General features: G+C 33.6%; 13 protein-coding genes. 8 read left to right on the forward strand and 5 right to left on the reverse strand.

All coding sequences use genetic code 11. The features are described 5' to 3' along the window. Nucleotides 1-36: 36 nt before the first annotated feature. Nucleotides 37-2028: an excinuclease ABC subunit UvrB gene (uvrB, locus tag ACFPTQ_RS13580; protein WP_379778080.1), complete on the forward strand. Its 1992-nt coding sequence runs from the start codon at nt 37-39 to the stop codon at nt 2026-2028. Here uvrB and ACFPTQ_RS13585 read toward each other — a convergent pair. Further along, entirely contained in the window at nt 2025-2429 is a 405-nt protein-coding gene (locus tag ACFPTQ_RS13585) for an excinuclease ABC subunit B (RefSeq protein WP_379778081.1), read from the reverse strand. The two genes, uvrB and ACFPTQ_RS13585, sit on opposite strands and share 4 nt — an antisense overlap. A 311-nt stretch (nt 2430-2740) precedes the next feature. Here ACFPTQ_RS13585 and ACFPTQ_RS13590 point away from each other — a divergent pair, with 311 nt between their 5' ends. Genes ACFPTQ_RS13590 through ACFPTQ_RS13600 form a run of 3 tightly spaced genes read left to right on the forward strand, consistent with a single transcriptional unit; the run spans nt 2741 to nt 5251 of the window. Next, nucleotides 2741-3751, forward strand: coding sequence for a dipeptide epimerase (locus tag ACFPTQ_RS13590; protein ID WP_379778083.1), 1011 nt, complete (start codon nt 2741-2743; stop codon nt 3749-3751). 5 nt (nt 3752-3756) lie between these two features. Next, entirely contained in the window at nt 3757-4800 is a 1044-nt protein-coding gene (locus ACFPTQ_RS13595) for an aminotransferase class I/II-fold pyridoxal phosphate-dependent enzyme (RefSeq protein WP_379778085.1), read from the forward strand. A 37-nt stretch (nt 4801-4837) separates the two neighbouring features. Next, on the forward strand, nt 4838-5251 hold the full coding sequence (locus tag ACFPTQ_RS13600; RefSeq protein ID WP_379778086.1) for a DUF1456 family protein: 414 nt from the start codon (nt 4838-4840) through the stop codon (nt 5249-5251). An 80-nt stretch (nt 5252-5331) separates the two neighbouring features. Here ACFPTQ_RS13600 and ACFPTQ_RS13605 read toward each other — a convergent pair whose 3' ends face one another. The 3 genes from ACFPTQ_RS13605 to sucC form a co-directional block, all read right to left on the reverse strand. Next, complete coding sequence (locus ACFPTQ_RS13605; protein WP_379778088.1) at nt 5332-5670, reverse strand: hypothetical protein; 339 nt, start codon at nt 5668-5670, stop codon at nt 5332-5334. Nucleotides 5671-6001: 331 nt separating this feature from the next. Continuing rightward, nucleotides 6002-6301, reverse strand: a complete 300-nt coding sequence (locus tag ACFPTQ_RS13610) for a hypothetical protein (RefSeq protein WP_379778090.1) — start codon at nt 6299-6301, stop codon at nt 6002-6004. 369 nt (nt 6302-6670) lie between these two features. Beyond that, nucleotides 6671-7864 carry an ADP-forming succinate--CoA ligase subunit beta gene (gene sucC, locus ACFPTQ_RS13615; RefSeq protein ID WP_379778092.1) on the reverse strand — a complete coding sequence of 398 codons (1194 nt, stop codon included), beginning with the start codon at nt 7862-7864 and terminating at the stop codon, nt 6671-6673. A 423-nt stretch (nt 7865-8287) separates the two neighbouring features. Between sucC and gltB the strand changes: the two genes are divergently transcribed. From gltB to lysA, 3 genes are all read left to right on the forward strand, one after another. Continuing rightward, the gene (gltB, locus tag ACFPTQ_RS13620; RefSeq protein ID WP_379778093.1) at nt 8288-12802 is read left to right on the forward strand and encodes a glutamate synthase large subunit; all 4515 of its coding nucleotides are present in this window, start codon (nt 8288-8290) and stop codon (nt 12800-12802) included. 4 nt (nt 12803-12806) lie between these two features. Next, nucleotides 12807-14261, forward strand: coding sequence for a glutamate synthase subunit beta (locus ACFPTQ_RS13625; RefSeq protein ID WP_379778095.1), 1455 nt, complete (start codon nt 12807-12809; stop codon nt 14259-14261). 210 nt (nt 14262-14471) lie between these two features. Beyond that, complete coding sequence (gene lysA / locus ACFPTQ_RS13630) at nt 14472-15689, forward strand: diaminopimelate decarboxylase (protein WP_278036182.1); 1218 nt, start codon at nt 14472-14474, stop codon at nt 15687-15689. A 49-nt stretch (nt 15690-15738) separates the two neighbouring features. On the opposite strand, the gene pafA is transcribed toward lysA, so the two are convergent. Next, entirely contained in the window at nt 15739-17355 is a 1617-nt protein-coding gene (gene pafA / locus ACFPTQ_RS13635) for an alkaline phosphatase PafA (protein WP_379778097.1), read from the reverse strand. Nucleotides 17356-17495: 140 nt separating this feature from the next. On the opposite strand from pafA, the gene ACFPTQ_RS13640 reads away from it, so the two are divergent. Further along, the gene (locus ACFPTQ_RS13640) at nt 17496-18923 is read left to right on the forward strand and encodes an alpha/beta hydrolase family protein (protein WP_379778099.1); all 1428 of its coding nucleotides are present in this window, start codon (nt 17496-17498) and stop codon (nt 18921-18923) included. Nucleotides 18924-19099: the final 176 nt, after the last annotated feature.

Below are 19099 nucleotides of genomic sequence, written 5' to 3' on the forward strand. Positions count from 1 at the left end.
TACCTTTGCAACTTCCAACTTTGCAACAAAAAACAAATGAAATTCCAAGTCGTATCGGATTACCAACCAAAAGGAGATCAACCTCTAGCAATCGAAAAATTAGCACAAGGCATCGTTGATGGTGAACAATTTCAAACGCTACTAGGAGTTACAGGTTCTGGTAAAACGTTTACGGTGGCTAATGTGATTCAGGAAGTACAACGCCCTACCTTAGTTTTGGCACACAACAAAACCTTAGCAGCTCAATTGTATTCGGAATTCAAGCAGTTTTTCCCTAATAATGCAGTAGAATATTTTGTTTCTTATTACGATTATTACCAGCCGGAAGCTTTTATTCCTGTTACAGGAGTCTATATTGAGAAAGACTTATCTATCAATGAAGAGTTAGAAAAAATGCGATTGAGCACTACTTCTTCCCTACTTTCAGGACGAAGAGACATTATTGTGGTTGCTTCTGTTTCTTGTTTATATGGTATTGGAAACCCAGTAGAATTTCAAAAAAATGTGATCGCTATCGAAAGAGATCAAGAAATCTCTCGAACTAAATTATTACACTCTTTAGTGCAGAGTTTGTACTCTAGAACGGAAGCCGACTTTAATCCTGGAAATTTCAGAATTAAAGGCGATACTGTGGAAGTTTTCCCTAGTTATGCCGATGACGCCTATCGCATTCACTTTTTTGGCGATGAAATTGAAGAAATCGAAAGTTTTGATATTAAAACTTCTAAAGTCATAGAACGATTTGATAAGTTGACGATTTATCCTGCCAATATGTTTGTGACTTCGCCCGATGTATTGCAAAATGCGATTTGGCAAATCCAACAAGATTTAGTCAAACAAGTCGATTATTTCAAGGAAATAGGCAAGCATCTCGAAGCAAAACGATTGGAAGAACGTACCAATTTCGATTTAGAAATGATTCGGGAATTAGGTTATTGTTCTGGTATCGAAAACTATTCGCGCTACCTTGATGGCCGTGAAGCAGGAACGCGTCCTTTCTGTTTATTGGATTATTTCCCAAAAGATTATTTAATGGTTGTTGACGAGAGTCACGTAACACTTTCACAAGTTCACGCCATGTACGGAGGCGACAGAAGCCGCAAAGAAAACTTAGTTGAGTACGGTTTTAGACTTCCTGCAGCCATGGACAACCGACCATTAAAATTTGAGGAATTTGAAGCCATGCAAAACCAAGTCATTTATGTCTCAGCAACTCCAGCGGATTATGAATTACAAAAATCAGGTGGTGTGGTCGTTGAACAAGTCATTCGTCCAACAGGTTTAGTTGATCCTGTTATCGAAATACGTCCTAGTTTGAATCAAATTGATGATTTAATTGAGGAAATCCAACAACGTTGCGAATTAGACGAACGTGTTTTAGTTACTACTTTAACTAAAAGAATGGCAGAAGAATTAGCAAAATACTTAGCAAAAGTAAGCATTCGTTGTCGTTACATTCACTCAGATGTAGATACTTTAGAGCGTATTGAAATCATGCAAGATTTGCGAAAAGGTCTATTTGATGTATTGATTGGAGTAAACTTGTTACGTGAAGGTTTAGATTTACCGGAAGTTTCTCTTGTTGCTATTTTAGATGCTGATAAAGAAGGTTTTTTGCGTTCGCATCGTTCCTTAACACAAACTATTGGTCGTGCCGCCAGAAACTTAAACGGTAAAGCCATTATGTATGCCGATAAAATTACCGAGAGTATGCAAAAAACAATCGACGAGACCAATTATCGAAGAACAAAACAAATCAATTTTAACACGGCTAACAATATTGTCCCTCAAGCTTTAAATAAAAAAATTGATAGTGCTTTTACCAAAAGCCCTTCAATTGAATATGAAATGGGACAAACAATAAATTCAGCAGCGGAAGCAGTTACAGAATATTTATCGAAAGAGGAAATTGAAAAACGCATTCGCGAAAAGCGTAAAGCAATGGAAAAGGCCGCAAAAGAACTTGACTTTATCCAAGCCGCTAAATTGAGAGACGAAGTTAAAAAATTACAAGAACAACTGCCTTAATATTCATAATCTGCGTAAAACATATTCCACAAAACATCGTCAGGAATAACAGAATTAGGCATGTTTTTCACTTTTTTGACTAGAATTTTGATCGCTTCAATATCTAGTCCCATACTTATTGCTATATGAATAATTAATTCTGGATCTTGTTTGTGCAAAATACCATCATTCTGAAAAAAGAGCAATAATTGATAAAATTGTTTAATTCTTGTAAGTTTCAAATTATCCGATAAAACAGGTAATTCTTCTCCAAAAAGGTCTAAAAAAACTCCTTTCTCGAAATTTAATTCATTAGCAATTAAAAATAAAAAATCATAGCTTTTTTTACTCAGTTGACCATCGATTGTCGCATAAGCAATCATTTCTAAAAGCAATTTCTTTTTTTCTACGCTAGTACTCATATCATAAATAATTTTAGCTAAAATATCATTTTTTATGATAAAAAACCAATCAAATACTCAAAATCAACGGTTTTGATTTAAAAATCGCATTTTAAAACCACTTAAAAAAGGACAAAAATCATCATTTTTTGCTATTCGTCGATAGTAAACCACATTGTAAAAACCCTCTTTTTAAACTATTTGTTTTTCCGACTATACTTTTTTATCATTTAAGCAAAATGTGGTTCAAAAAATCAGAATTTAAAAATTCTTCATATCGGGCAAAAATTATTCGTTTTTAAAGCTTAATTTTATAATAAAACCAGACTATTATGGAATTGATTATTAGAGAATACGAGCTACAACTAAAGCACACATTCACAATCTCTAGAGAATCAATAGATACCCAACCCTCTTTAATAGTACAATTAAAAAGTGGTGGATTCTCAGGATATGGCGAAGCAACTTCAAATCCTTATTACAATATCACTGTACCCATGATGAAACAGGATTTAGAAGCAGTACAAATACTCATCGAATCAACAATTGATGAAACACCTGAAGATTTCTGGGCAAAAATGTATCCACAGCTTAAACATAATATGTTTGCTCTTTGTGCATTAGATATGGCTTACAACGATTTGTATGCACGTCAACAAGGAAAAAAACTACATGAACTTTGGCACTATAATATCGAAAGAAACCCTTTGACTAACTATACCATTGGGATTGATACGATAGACAAGATGGTGTCCAAAATGAAAGAACTGCCTTGGCCTATCTATAAAATCAAATTAGGAACGAGTAATGATATCGAAATTGTCAAAGCTTTAAGAGCACATACTAATGCTGTTTTTAGAATTGATGCAAATTGTGGCTGGGGAATTGAAGAAACGCTAAACAACGCCATCGAACTAAAAAAATTAGGCGTTGAATTCCTAGAACAACCCTTAAAAGCGGATGATTGGGCAGGTCATGAATTCATTTACAAACATTCGGTGCTTCCTATAATTGCAGATGAAAGCTGTATTGTAGAACAAGATGTTGCCAAATGCTACAACCATTTTCATGGCATCAACATCAAACTAGTAAAATGTGGCGGATTAACTCCAGCACGCAGAATGATTGAACAAGCCAAAAGACTAGGATTAAAAACGATGGTCGGCTGCATGACGGAATCATCAGTTGGAATTTCAGCGATAGCCCATTTATTACCTCAATTGGATTACGTAGATATGGATGGGGCTTTACTTTTATCGGAAGATATTGCCAAAGGAGTAAAAATAGCTCATGGAAAAATTGATTATTCAGAATTGAATGGAACCGGTGTTGTTTTAAAATAACTAAAATGACAGTAGAGGAATTCCCAAATCGAATTATAAAAATCGACAACGAAAAATACATATACTTTGGCGGGACAGCTTATTTAGGCTTACCGCCAAATAAAAAATTCCAAAAAATAGTAGCCAAAAACATTAAGCGTTGGGGAACAGCTTATGGAAGTTCTCGAAATGCCAATATAAAACTTTCGGCTTATGAGAAAGGTGAAACTTTTTTAGCTGAATTTATTCAATCACAAGCCGCTCTTACTGTCTCTTCAGGTATGTTAGCAGCACAATTGGTTTTGAAACATTTGGAATTTGAAAACTTTCTTTTTTATCATTTTCCAAATAATCATAAAGCAATTTCACACAATAATAGTTCTCCTTTTTTCATAAATGGAAAAATCAACCCGAGAATATTAGATAATACAACAGAAAAAATAGCCATCCTCACAGACGCTGTTCCTTCTAATTCAGTTAATGCAGTTGATCTTAGCGTTTTAGAGCAAATCCCAAATCATAAAGAAATTGCCTTAGTAATTGACGAATCCCATTCTTTAGGAATAGTAGGTAAAGATGGTTGTGGTTTGTATTCTTCAATACAATATAGCAATATCCAACATAAGATATTAGTATCTTCATTAGGTAAAGCCTTAGGTGTATCAGGGGGTGTTGTTGCTGGAAGTAGTGTTTTTATTGAAAAACTAAAAAACAATGATATTTTTGTGTCAAGTGCAGGAATGAATCCTGCGTTTGTAAATACAATTGCCGAAGCAAAAAAAATAATCAAGAAACAACAAAAAAAACTTCTAGAAAATCTAACCTATTTAGGTTCAAAACTGGCGACTAACAAAAAGATTCTCTTTGAACAAAATTATCCTGTTATTTACCCCAAGATTGAAAATATAAATACAATCCTAGTAGCAAAAAAAATAATCATTACAAATTTCAAATATAATTCTGATAACGAATATCTGAATAGAATCATTATAACTGCGAATCACAAAAAAAAGGATTTAAATAAAATAATTAAAATCCTCAATGAATATCAAAATGAGCAGACTAGCTAACATGATAATAATGTACCTTTGTAAAAAATAAAACAAAATGACAAACAACGATATTTTTAAAAAATTACGTGTTGCCCTAATGCTTCGCGATGATCAAATAGTTGAAATTTTAGAATTGGTAGATTTTAGAATTTCTAAATCCGAATTGGGTGCTTTTTTTCGTGATGAAAAACATCCTAACTATGTAGAATGTGGCGATCAAGTTTTACGTAATTTTTTAAATGGCCTTGTAATTCACTTAAGAGGCACTAAGGAAAACCCTAAAAACCCTAAGGAAGTTTTAGCTAAACATAAGTCCGAAATCCCTGCCAAAGCTAAAGAATCAGCTACTGGCGAACCTAAACAAGCTAAAACAGCTTTTAAGAAAAAAACGAGTTTTAAAAAAACAACTCCAAAAATTCAAGTGGTAGAAAAAGTAAAATTCAATAACGGAAAAAACAAAAAATCCTAAACTAGATAGCTAATTGAGATTTCTATTAAAACATAAATCCCGAGTACATACTCGGGATTTATTGGTTTAATTCATTCATCTTATTTTGTAAATTTTACTAGGAAAACAAGTCCTTTTCCTGTTTCTAAATCATCTGCTGAAATCTTTTTGTAGTTCAAGGTATTCTTGATAAAATAGTTAAGATCGCTATTTGTTGTATTTGTACTCATAACTACAATTTCACGATTTTCATTAAGTGCAATTCTCACTTTAACCAAAACTTCTTCTCCTAAACCGTCAAAACTTGGATAAGTATTTAACATCTTACTTATTTCTTTGTAAGTGTCATCATAATCGTTTGTTCCTTTAGTAGGATTCTCTTTTGCAAATGCTGTTGTTAAAAATAAAGTAGCAACAACTGATAATAATAATTTTTTCATGATTTCTAAATTTTAAATTAAACTTAAGTGTTTTTAGATTTCATTACAAAATTATTAAAAAATCTCAACCAAACACTTAAATTATTATCAATACTGCAAGTTTTGAGAGTTGCAAAAAATTACCAATTAAAAAATGAAACTATAATAAAAAAAAATACTTTAATTTTCATTATTCATATAAAAAATAGAAATAACCTCAATAAAAAACACCAAAACACATCAAAATGAAGCGTATTTTGAATTATATTCAACAAAAAAAGCAATAAAAAAAGTCTCAAATCGACAATTTTATCGAAATGAGACTTTTTTACGATTATAATTCTATTAAAAACTACTTCATAAATTTGACTAAAAATACCAGTCCGTTTCCAGAAGCCAACTCATTCGCTTCTAATTTTTGATAATTTAAAGTAGTTTTAATATAAGTATTCAAAAAATCATCATCTGTACTTGTACTCATTACTACAATTTCATGATTTTCATTAATAACAATTCTAACTTTAACTACTGTATCCTCACCTATACCATCCAGCTGAGTATACGCATTTAACAGTTTTGATAATTCTTTATACGTCTCTACGTAATTACTTTTTGTATTTGGAGTATCAGTAGCAGCAAATGCTGAACTCATAAATAACGCTACTACAACAGATAAAAATAATTTTTTCATAATCTTTTTGTTTTAATTACAGTTCAAAATTAGTACTGATTTTTAATCAAAAAACACAAAAACAATTACTTAACCCAATGATAAAAAACACAATCAATTACCTATTATAAGTAATAAAAATATTCTTTTCAAAAATTTCACAGCTTACAATAAAAGGAAACCAAAAATTAAATAAACACACAATAAACTTAAAAACTATAAAAAAACCTCAATAATTTACTCATTAATAATAGATTAACATAAGTATAGATAATCCGAAATTGATTTGTGAAAATAAAAAAAGCCCGTCTCAAATAAAGACGGGCCATAGTATATAACTAAGCTTTTTAACTAAGAAAGTGCAGCTTGTACTTGATCAGCAGCTTCTTGGAACTGAACAGCCGATAAAATTGGCATACCTGAATTATCAATTAATTCTTTTGCAATTTCAGCGTTAGTTCCTTGCAAACGAACAATGATTGGCACATTAATAGCATCACCCATGTTTTTGTATGCATCAACAACTCCTTGAGCAACACGGTCACAACGAACGATTCCACCAAAGATATTGATTAAGATTGCTTTTACGTTTGGATCTTTCAAAATAATACGGAAAGCTGTTTCAACACGTTTAGCATCAGCAGTTCCTCCTACATCAAGGAAGTTAGCTGGCTCAAAACCTGCATATTTAATCAAATCCATAGTTGCCATAGCAAGACCTGCACCGTTTACCATACATCCTACAGTACCATCAAGATCCACATAGTTCAATCCTACTTCTTTAGCTTCTACTTCAATTGGATTTTCTTCACGTACATCACGCATGTCTGCATACACTTTTTGTCTGAACAATGCGTTATCGTCAATATTTACTTTAGCATCAACAGCTAAAATTTTATTATCAGATGTTTTTAAAACTGGATTGATTTCAAACATAGAAGCATCTGAACCAATATAAGCTTTATATAAAGCATCGATAAATTTCACCATTTCTTTGAATGCATTACCTGTAACACCTAAGTTAAATGCAATTCTTCTAGCTTGAAAACCTTGTAAACCAACAGCTGGGTCAATTTCTTCAGTAAAGATTAAGTGCGGAGTATGCTCAGCAACTTCCTCAATATCCATTCCACCTTCAGTAGAATACATAATCATATTACGTCCTGTAGCTCTGTTTAACAATACAGACACATAAAATTCTGAAGTTTCAGATTCTCCTGGATAGTAAACATCCTCTGCAATTAAAACTTTGTGAACTGTTTTACCTTCTGCAGATGTTTGAGGAGTAACTAATTGCATTCCGATGATTTCTTCTGCAATTCCTTCTACTTTGTCAATACCTTTAGCCAGTTTAACACCTCCACCTTTACCACGACCACCTGCGTGAATTTGTGCTTTAACTACGTACCAGCTCGTTCCTGTTTCGGTAGTTAATTGTTTTGCAGCAGCAACTGCTTCTACTGGACTATTTGCAACGATTCCGCGTTGAACGCGAACGCCATAGCTAGCTAAAATCTCTTTTCCTTGATATTCGTGTATGTTCATAATATAGAATTTGTCTGAATCTGATTTTATTTCAGAAAATAAGTCCGACAAAAGTAGAAAAAACGAACTTAAATGAGAAATCTTTTTATCGATTTAAAATATCTTATTGAGAAAGTTAAAAAAAAACGTCTTTTGCTTCTATATTTCTACCAAAAAAATGATTTCATAGCAAAAAAGAGAACAAACAAGCATTTTTACACAAAATTTCTCAATTTTGTTTTTAAAAAAATCAGAAATAATTGTCAATATATAAGGTCAAAATACAGTGAATATTAATAATTTGTTAATACTTAGCCTAAATAATGCAATTATTATTATAATTAATACATTTTTCTATTATTCCTGTAAAAGTAAGCTCGAATAGTCCAAATCAATGGATTATATTTAATGAAATATCTATTTTTGTAAAAAAAATTATCAAGCATGAAAGTTAAAGAACAAGGCCTTTATTTGCCAGAATTCGAGCATGAAAACTGTGGAGCTGGTTTTATCTGCAACCTTAAAGGTGAGAAAACAAATCAAATTATTCACGACGCATTAGAGATTCTAGTAAAGCTAGAACACCGTGGAGGTGTAAGTGCTGACGGGAAAACGGGAGATGGAGCTGGACTTTTAATTGACATTCCTCATGAATATTTCAATAGAGTTTGTGATTTCAAATTACCTGCCCCTAGAGAGTATGCTGTCGGGATGGTATTTTTACCAAAAATCAAAAATCAATACGTTTTTTGTAAAGACATATTTGAAAAAGAAATCAAAGCACAAGGACTTTCTGTTTTAGGATGGAGAGAAGTTCCTGTTGATTCTAGTCAATTAGGAGAAATTGCTTTAGCTTCTGAACCTACAATTGAACAATTGTTCGTAGGTAAAAATGAAGCCATTGATGAAGCAACCTTCAAAGCTAAATTGTACGCCGCTCGTAAGATTACAGAACACACTATTGCCAATTCTAAAATATCGCAAAGTTCTTATTTTTATGTTCCTAGTTTATCAACTACTACCTTAATATATAAAGGTATCATTATGCCTGAAGATATCGGGCCATATTATACGGACTTACAACAAACGGACTTAGTAACTCGTTTAGCTTTAGTTCACCAACGTTTCTCTACAAATACAATGCCTACATGGGAGTTAGCTCAGCCATTTAGATACATGTGTCAAAACGGTGAGATCAACACTTTGAGAGGAAACGTAAGTAGAATGCGTGTTCGCGAAGAAATCATGAAAAGTGATGTCTTTGGTCCACAAATAGAGAAATTATTCCCTATTATCTTACCTGGAAAATCGGATTCAGCTTCTATGGATATGGTTGTTGAATTACTTACACATACGGGACGTTCATTGCCTGAAGTTATGATGATGATGATTCCTGAAGCATGGGAGAAACACAAAACCATGTCTGAGGAAAGAAAAGCTTTCTACGAATACAATGCTTGCATCATGGAACCATGGGATGGACCTGCATCTGTACCATTCTCTGACGGTGATTATGTAGGAGCTTTATTAGACCGTAATGGTTTAAGACCTTCTCGTTATACAGTTACAAAGAGCGGAAAATTAATCATGGCATCTGAAATTGGTGTAGTAAACGTTGATCCAGAAGACGTAGAAAGCCATGGAAGATTAGAGCCAGGAAAAATGTTCTTAGTAGACATGAACGAAGGACGCATCGTAAATGATGAAGAAATCAAAAACAAAATCGTTTCTGAAAGACCATACCAAGAATGGTTAAAACAATACCGTTTACACCTAAGAGACGTACCTACTACAACTAAGGCTTGCCCAATCGAAACTATCGATTTAAAAACTAGAGAGCGTTTATTTAATTATACATTAGAGGACATTCAAGATGTTATCACTCCAATGGCTCAATCTGGAAAAGAAGCATTAGGCTCCATGGGTACTGATACTCCTCTTGCTGTATTATCAGATAGACCACAATTAATACCTAACTATTTCAAACAATTATTCGCACAGGTTACTAACCCTCCATTAGATGGTATCCGTGAGGAAATTGTAACTGATATCAGCTTAGCATTGGGTCAGGACAGAAATATTTTTGATATTTCTAGTAAACAATGTAGAAAATTAAGAATTCAAAACCCGGTTATTTCTAACGATGATTTAGAAAAAATCAGAAATATTGATATCGATCATTTCAAAGCAGAAACTATTGAAATCTTATACAAAAAAGATAAAGGTTTAAATGGTTTAGAAAATGCTTTAGAAGATATCATCATTCAAATTACTAAAGCAGTAGACAGAGGAACTAATATTATTATCTTATCAGACAGAGGGGTTAATAAAGATTTTGCTCCAATTCCTGCATTATTAGCTTGTTCTTATGTTCACCACCAAATGAACCGTTTACGTAAGCGTTCTTATTTTGATATCATTATCGAATCTGCAGAACCACGTGAACCGCACCACTTCGCTACTTTATTCGGTTACGGAGCAAGTGCAATTAACCCATATATGGTGAACGAAATCATTCGTGTTCAAGTACAAGAAGGATTTATCACTGGAATCAGCGAGCAGAAAGCAGTTGACAACTTCAACAAAGCAATTGGTTCTGGTTTATTAAAAATCATGAACAAAATTGGAATCTCTACATTACACTCATACAGAGGTTCTCAAATTTTCGAAATTGTTGGTTTCAACTCTAAATTTGTTGAAAAATACTTCCCATACACTGCTTCAAGAATTGAAGGTATCGGACTGTATGAAATTGAAAAAGAAATCAACGAAAGATATTTATACGCTTATCCAGATGTATTAATCCCTAACCGTTTAGGATTAAACATTGGTGGAGAATACAGATGGAGAAGAAACGGAGAAAGACACTTATTCAACCCAACTACTATCGCTAAATTACAGCAAGCAGTACGTTTAAGTGATCAAGCTAGTTATGATGTGTATGCTAAAACAGTAAACGATCAGGCTAAAAATTTAATGACAATTCGTGGTCTTTTTGAATTTGACAACTTAGACCCAATTCCATTAGACGAAGTAGAACCATGGACAGCTATCGTAAAACGTTTCAAAACTGGTGCGATGTCTTACGGATCTATCTCTAGAGAAGCACACGAGAACTTAGCTATCGCAATGAACCGTATTGGAGGAAAATCCAATTCAGGTGAAGGTGGTGAGGACAGAACTCGTTTCCAACCAGACATTAATGGTGACAGTCGTAACTCGGCTATCAAACAAGTAGCTTCTGGACGTTTTGGAGTAACTTCTCACTACTTATCAAGTGCAAAAGAGATTCAAATTAAAATGGCTCAAGGTGCTAAACCTGGAGAAGGTGGTCAATTACCTGGTGAAAAAGTATTACCATGGATTGCATCGGCTCGTAACTCAACTCCTTTCGTAGGATTGATTTCACCTCCACCGCACCACGATATTTATTCCATTGAAGATTTAGCACAATTAATCTTCGACTTGAAAAATGCTAATAGAGAAGCACGTATCAACGTAAAATTAGTTTCTGAAGTTGGTGTTGGAACAATTGCAGCGGGTGTTGCAAAAGCAAAAGCAGATGTTGTATTAATCGCTGGTTATGATGGTGGAACTGGAGCTTCTCCATTAACATCATTAAAACACGCAGGTCTTCCTTGGGAACTTGGATTGGCTGAAGCACAACAAACTTTAGTATTAAACAACTTAAGAAGCCGTATTGTTGTAGAATGTGACGGTCAGTTAAAAACGGGACGTGACGTAGCTATCGCCGCTTTATTAGGTGCTGAAGAATTTGGTTTCGCTACTGCTCCACTAGTTGCTTCTGGATGTATTATGATGCGTAAATGTCACTTGAATACTTGCCCTGTAGGTATTGCTACTCAAGATAAAGAATTACGTAAAAACTTTAAAGGAACTCCTGAACACGTAATTAACTTCTTCTACTATGTAGCAGAAGAATTAAGAGGTATCATGGCTTCATTAGGTTTCAGAACAATGGAAGAAATGATTGGGCAAACACACAAAATCAATTCTAACAAAGCTATCACACACTACAAAGCCAGAGGTTTAGATTTATCATCAATCTTACATCGTCCAGCTGCGTATAAAAACATGGTAGTTCGTAATACTGAAAAACAAGATCATGGTCTAGACAACGTATTGGATTTCCAAATATTAAGAGATTCTCACCGTGCTTTATACAGAAAAGAAAAAATGACTCTAGATTATCCCATCAAGAACACAGATCGTTCTGTAGGTGCTATTGTTAGTAACGAAATTTCTAAAATCTACGGACACTTAGGTCTGCCAGAAGACACTTTAAACATTAATTTCACTGGTTCAGCAGGACAAAGTTTAGGAGCATTTAGCGCACACGGATTAACTTTTACTGTAGAAGGAAACACCAATGACTATTTAGGTAAAGGTTTATCTGGAGCTAAATTAATCATCAAGAAACCAGCAAAAGCTACTTTTGTTGCTTCAGAAAACATTATCGTAGGTAACGTTTGTTTATTTGGAGCTATTGAAGGAGAAGCATTCATCAACGGTATTGCAGGAGAGCGTTTTGCAGTACGTAACTCAGGAGCTGTAGCAGTTGTTGAGGGTGTGGGTGACCACGGTTGTGAGTACATGACTGGAGGAAAAGTAGTTGTTCTGGGTAAAACTGGAAGAAACTTTGCTGCAGGTATGAGTGGTGGTATCGCTTATATCTATGATCCTCAAAACAAATTCAAAAACGGATTGTGTAACACTGAAACAATCGAGTTTGAAACAGTTGAAGGAAAAGAAGCTGATGAATTAAAACACTTAATTGAAAGACACGTTCAGTACACTGACAGTACTAAAGGAGCTGAATTATTAAGTGACTGGAACACTAGCTTAGAGAATTTTGTAAAAGTAATGCCTACAGAATACAAAAAAGCGTTAAAACGCTTAGAAACTGAGGAACAAATGGTAGAAGAATTAACAGCATAATACAATGGGAAAAGTAACAGGTTTTAAAGAATTCGAAAGACAAGATGAATCATACACAGCAGTAGAAGAGCGTGTTGGACATTATAAAGAATTTACAGTTCCTTTGAGTGAAGCTGAAATTACAAAACAAGGATCTCGTTGTATGGATTGTGGTATTCCATTTTGTCACAGTGGATGTCCATTAGGGAATTTAATCCCTGATTTCAACCACATGGTTCACCAAGGTGAATGGCAAAAAGCTTCTTGGATATTACATTCAACAAATAACTTCCCTGAATTTACAGGGCGTTTATGTCCAGCACCATGTGAAAAAGCATGTGTACTAGGAATTATCAATGATCCTATTTCTATTGAAAACATAGAAAAAAATATTGTGGAGCGTGCATTCCAAGAAGGTTGGATTAAACCACAACCACCAAAAACAAGAACTGGTAAAACGGTTGCTGTTGTAGGTTCTGGTCCTGCAGGTTTAGCAGCTGCACAACAATTAAACAGAGCAGGTCATACTGTAACTGTTTTTGAAAGAGACAATGCTATTGGAGGATTATTACGTTATGGAATTCCTAATTTCAAATTAGAAAAAGAAATTATCGACAGACGTATAGCTATTCTTGAAGCAGAAGGTATCACTTTCAAAGTAAACACTAATGTAGGTGTTAACTACTCTATTGAAGACTTAAAAGCATTTGATGCTATCGTACTTTGTGGTGGAGCAACTGAAAGAAGAGGCTTACCTACTCCTGGTGCTGATGCTGACGGTGTAGTTCAAGCAATGGATTTCTTAACACAACAAACAAAAGTGGTTTGGGGTGAAAAAATCGAAAACCAAGTTTTAGCAACTGGTAAAGATGTTATCGTAATCGGTGGTGGAGATACAGGTTCTGACTGTGTGGGAACATCAAACCGTCAAGGTGCAAAATCAGTTACAAACTTTGAGATTATGCCAAAACCACCTGTTGGAAGAAGTGAGTCTACACCATGGCCATTCTGGCCTTTACAGTTAAAAACATCAACTTCTCACAAAGAAGGATGTAATAGAAACTGGTTAATTAATACTAAAGAATTCATCAAAGATGCTAATGGTAAATTAACGGCTCTTAAAACTGTAAATGTTGAATGGAAAATGGTTCCTGGACAACGTCCAGAATTAATCGAGATTGAAGGATCTGAACAAATCTGGCCATGTGACTTAGCTTTATTAGCTTTAGGATTTACAGGACCAGAGAAAAATTTAGCAGAACAATTAGGTCTTGAAACTGATTTTAGAAGTAACTATAAAGCAAACAATTACCAAACTAATGTTCCAAATATATTTACTGCAGGAGATATGAGAAGAGGACAATCATTAATCGTTTGGGCAATCTCTGAAGGTCGTGAGGCAGCAAGAGAAGTTGATTTGTTTTTAATGGGAACTACAAACCTTCCTACAAAAGAAGGTGGAGATTTACCTCCATTGTAGTATATCTATAAAGTATATAAAAGGCTATCTGAGAGCAATTTCAGATAGCCTTTTTGCTTTTATAGTTTCTTGAAAATATATTATGTGATAAAAATACATAAAAAAATCACTTAAGGTTATTTATGTAACTTATTGTTAGAATTTGTTAGAAATAATTATATCTATTGTAGTATCAATAAAGAATAATAAATTTGTACAAAATTCACACCAATGCAATCTAAAGACTTACTTCAATTAGCAGAACAATTTGGCACACCACTATATGTATACGATGCCGAAAAAATAAAATCACAATATAACAGACTAACTAAAGCTTTTTCTAAAGTAGAAAAACTACGCATTAACTATGCAATGAAAGCCCTGTCTAATATATCTATCCTACAACTATTAAAAGATATGGGGTCTGGACTAGACACAGTTTCAATTCAAGAAGTACAATTAGGACTTCATGCAGGATATGCACCAGATAGAATTTTCTATACACCAAATGGTGTTTCCTTAGAAGAAATTGAAGAGGTACATGCTTTAGGAGTTCAAATCAATATTGACAACCTATCTATTTTGGAACAATTTGGTGCAAAACATCCAACGGTTCCAGTTTGTATTCGTATCAACCCACACGTTATGGCTGGAGGAAACGAAAACATTTCAGTAGGTCATATCGATAGTAAATTTGGTATTTCCGTACACCAATTGCCTCACTTAGTTCGTATTGTTGAAAATACTAAAATGAACATTGTAGGTATCCACATGCACACAGGTTCTGATATTTTGGACATAGAAGTATTCTTGTATGCTGCTGAAATCTTATTTGACGCTGCTAGAAACTTCAAAAATCTGGAATTTTTAGACTTTGGAAGTGGATTTAAAGTACCTTACAAAAAAGATGATATTGAAACTGACATTGAAGAATTAGGTAAAAAGTTATCAAAAAGATTTAATGCTTTCTGCGACGAATATGGTAAAGAATTGACATTAATTTTTGAACCAGGTAAATTCTTGGTGAGTGAAGCCGGTTTCTTCTTAGCAAAAGTTAATGTGGTAAAACAAACCACTTCGACTGTTTTTGCAGGAATCGATTCTGGATTCAATCATTTAATTCGTCCTATGTTTTATGGTTCACAACACCATATCGAAAACATTTCAAATCCGAAAGGGAAAGAGCGTTTTTACTCTATCGTTGGGTACATCTGTGAAACGGATACGTTTGCAAGCAACCGTAGAATTCAAGAAATTGCAGAAGGAGATATTCTATGCTTTAGAAATGCTGGTGCTTACTGCTATTCTATGTCTTCGAACTATAATTCAAGATACAAACCAGCAGAAGTATTATGGATTAACGGAGAAGGGCATTTAATTAGAGCTCACGAAACTTTCGAAGATTTATTAAAAAATCAAATTCCATTACCTGCTACAGTAACACTATAGTAGAATACAATGATAAAAAAAGGGACTTTAAACAGTCCCTTTTTTAGTATTATTTAGTTTCCAAAACCTCTGTCAAAACCTCAGCTTCTGTTCCGTTAGGAAAATCAATTCTAATTTTCTGAGCGATCGTAGGAGCAATCTGTGTAATAACTTTTCGATCAAAAGATTCCCCTTTTTTGATATTCCATCCGTAAAATAATAAAGGCACATGTGTATCATAATTAAATGGCGTTCCGTGAGAAGTTCCTTTTCCTTCATGTGCACTATAACCTGCTTTTTCTAAAAGAACTAAATCTCCGTTTTGTTTAGGATCATAACCTCTAAAAATAGCGTTCAAATAAAAATCAGCACTATTTGCCAACAAAATTTCTTCCTCTGAATAGACACGTTTTATATGAGAAAAACTCATTACATACTCTTTAAAAGTCTTTTTAACAATGTCTAAATCCAAGTTGCTTTCTTTAATTTTCTTTTTATCAAAAAACAAATTATAGTTAGAATAGTCTAACACAAAATCCGTCCCAAAATTAGCTTTCGAAAAATCACGCAACTTATTTACAAACAATGAATAATCAACAGGTTCTATAGGATACTTACTATCCTTTAAAAAATGTTGATTCTCAGCAGCAGCATGATCTGAAGTTAAAAACAATAAATAATTCCCCTTACCTACTTTTTTATCCAAGAACTCTAAAAAATGAGCGATGGTCTCGTCTAATCGCAAATAAGTATCCTGAACCTCTCTAGAACGAGGCCCTGTCAAATGTCCTATATAATCTGTTGATGAAAAACTAAGCGTTAAAAAATCCGTAACTTCATCAGCCCCTAAATCTTCATTAATGATAGTTTCTTTCGCAAAATCAGCTATGAAATCATTCCCATACGGTGTTGTCTTTATGACTTTAGCTCCAAATTTTGCATACATAGATTTTAAATCATAGGGAAAAACAGGCTTTTTACTACCAAACAACAAACCCTCATAATCATTATCATCCGCTAAACTTTCATTATAAACAGATTCTGATTTCAACAAAGTCCAATCTTTACTTAAATAGGTTTCATAATTTTTCTTTGTATTAAAATCGTCTACCCATTTTGGCAATTCTTTCCCATAAAAAGTGCTTGAAATAAAATTTCCCGAATCACTCAACCAAAAAGCCCAATTAGCAAAATGTCCTGCTGGAAGTATCGAACCACGATCTTTTACGCTTACACCTATTACTTTTCCTTTAAAATTAGTTGCTAAACGTAACTCATCTGTTACAGTTGAAGTTTCTAAATTAACAGGAGACATTTTTCCTTCTTCTACTTTCCCCTTCCCCAATATACTAACCGATGCATCATCAGTGCAATATTTATCTTTTGCTGTCGACTTATCAAACCAAGTATTACCTACAATTCCATGTACTGCTGGTGTAGTCCCTGTATAAATAGAAGCATGTCCAGGACCAGTATAAGTAGGCATATAATTGTATTGTGTGTTATGAAAAACATAACCTTCACCCATTAGCTTTCGGAATCCATTTGCTGAAAAGTCATCAGCGTAACGATATAAATATTCCATTTTCATTTGATCAACCACAACCCCCACAACTAACTTTGGTCTTTGTTGGGCGTAAGAATTAAAAATTGCTATAGAAGCAAAAAGTAAGGTTATTTTTTTCATGATTAAATTATGTTTTCGGACAAAAATACAAATTAAATAGCGAGCTTAAGATTATCAAAAAGTTATATATACTTGACTCAAACTATCCAGAAATATGAATCTACACCATTTTATAAACCATAATATCCTATTTTTGTACTATGCCTTTTAATCATTCCAATGAAAATACAATGAACGTTAAATCCTATTTCTTTTTACAAAGCATTACTAAAAAATACAGCATTTCGGTAATACTTTTTATTTTATTCATTGTTAATTCATACGCAAGAAAAGGAAAATGGACTAGTAAAACTACGGGAACTACTATTGAATACAAAACTTCTGAATCGAACCAACCCATTAAAGATTATGCAGGTAATTATCTAACGGTTGTTTATCTAGAAAATTTGTCTTTTAAAAAAATTGGTAGTTATAGTAACAAGAAAAATGTAAATTGGTTACTCTCCCAAGGGTACAGAGTTATTGAATTGGATTATAAAAAAAACAAAAATGCCAAAGCATTAAAAATAAATAAAGACATCATAGCTATCAATGATTCTATTGCTGCAGGCAATTTTTGTGGTTTAAAAAACTGCTCCTTATACAAATCTTATATTTTGTTTGAAGGTTACCGCATTGCTAGAAATCTAAGTTATTTTGTTGATAACCCAAAAATATACAATACCCCAGAAGAATACATTGTAGGCGATTCATTGCACATGGACATTATATATCCTGCTAAGCCTAAAATCAAAATCCCTACCCTTCTCTCTTTCTCGTATAGCAATAGTTATGCATTTTATGATAATAAAAAAGGGAAACTTACAGATGCCTATAAAGATCAAAGACTAAATCTTTCCTATTCACTTGCTGGTTTTAACGATTCCTTTTTAGAAGGCGCTCCTGCAAATGGAATGGCATGGGCAATAGCCGATCATCCAAAATATTGCCAATGGGGCAAAGGAAAACCAGAAAATGGTCCAAATGACGCCTACAAATCTTTTCAAACCAATCCTGATGCTGCCCAAAAAGTAAAATCAGCGATTAGAACCTTACGTGCTTTTGGAGCAAATGTTGGGCTTTCAGATAAAATAGGTCTTTTTGGATTTTCCAGAGGTTCAACAGCTGGTTCGTTAGCTATTGGCGATAAAAAAATTAAAGAAATAGAGAACGCAGGTTTTAATAATACTATTTCTGATGACATACAAGCAGCTGCTTTAGGTCCTGGCGTATTTGATTACACCCTAATTTACAACACCCTCGATGATGGAGATAAAAATTTAGAACAAAGATGCCCTTTGGTTTGGGGACCTTTAGAACAAAATCGAAAACTTTGGGAAACCATGGGGGCTTCTTTTTTGGTGGAAAAAACTGCTGCGCCTACGCTATTCTTCTATAATACGGATGATGATCGCTATTATGAAGATCAAATCAACCATTTTAAAAACAAATTAGACAAATTAGGAGTTACAACAACCACACTTATCAATTATGGCAAAGGACATGCTATTCCGCAAACAGAGACAAGTCTAAATACGCTTTATAGCTTCTTTAAAAATCACCTTAATCCTCCAAAATTGGATAAATAGAATCACAACAATCAAGATTTGAATTGACAAAAATCAAATGTGATATCTAGTAAGAAAATTTAGTTTCATTACTCATCTTGTCTTTTTTGGTTCCTGAAACCCTCTAAAAAACTAAAAAACAATACTTTAAAAACAAAACAGAGTTGACTAACTGAACACCAAAATGTATTTATAAA

The organism is Flavobacterium sp. GCM10022190, assembly GCF_042656445.1.
Classification (GTDB): Bacteria; Bacteroidota; Bacteroidia; order Flavobacteriales; family Flavobacteriaceae; genus Flavobacterium; species Flavobacterium nitratireducens.

What these genes read in the sequence shown, in the direction of transcription:
- ACFPTQ_RS13600 (WP_379778086.1), top strand. Translation starts at nt 4,838, where the DNA reads ATGACAAACAACGATATTTTTAAAAAATTACGTGTTGCCCTAATGCTT.
- ACFPTQ_RS13590 (WP_379778083.1), top strand. Translation starts at nt 2,741, where the DNA reads ATGGAATTGATTATTAGAGAATACGAGCTACAACTAAAGCACACATTC.
- ACFPTQ_RS13625 (WP_379778095.1), top strand. Translation starts at nt 12,807, where the DNA reads ATGGGAAAAGTAACAGGTTTTAAAGAATTCGAAAGACAAGATGAATCA.
- ACFPTQ_RS13640 (WP_379778099.1), top strand. Translation starts at nt 17,496, where the DNA reads ATGCCTTTTAATCATTCCAATGAAAATACAATGAACGTTAAATCCTAT.
- ACFPTQ_RS13595 (WP_379778085.1), top strand. Translation starts at nt 3,757, where the DNA reads ATGACAGTAGAGGAATTCCCAAATCGAATTATAAAAATCGACAACGAA.
- lysA (WP_278036182.1), top strand. Translation starts at nt 14,472, where the DNA reads ATGCAATCTAAAGACTTACTTCAATTAGCAGAACAATTTGGCACACCA.
- gltB (WP_379778093.1), top strand. Translation starts at nt 8,288, where the DNA reads ATGAAAGTTAAAGAACAAGGCCTTTATTTGCCAGAATTCGAGCATGAA.
- uvrB (WP_379778080.1), top strand. Translation starts at nt 37, where the DNA reads ATGAAATTCCAAGTCGTATCGGATTACCAACCAAAAGGAGATCAACCT.
- ACFPTQ_RS13585 (WP_379778081.1), bottom strand. Translation starts at nt 2,429, where the DNA reads ATGAGTACTAGCGTAGAAAAAAAGAAATTGCTTTTAGAAATGATTGCT.
- ACFPTQ_RS13605 (WP_379778088.1), bottom strand. Translation starts at nt 5,670, where the DNA reads ATGAAAAAATTATTATTATCAGTTGTTGCTACTTTATTTTTAACAACA.
- sucC (WP_379778092.1), bottom strand. Translation starts at nt 7,864, where the DNA reads ATGAACATACACGAATATCAAGGAAAAGAGATTTTAGCTAGCTATGGC.
- pafA (WP_379778097.1), bottom strand. Translation starts at nt 17,355, where the DNA reads ATGAAAAAAATAACCTTACTTTTTGCTTCTATAGCAATTTTTAATTCT.
- ACFPTQ_RS13610 (WP_379778090.1), bottom strand. Translation starts at nt 6,301, where the DNA reads ATGAGTTCAGCATTTGCTGCTACTGATACTCCAAATACAAAAAGTAAT.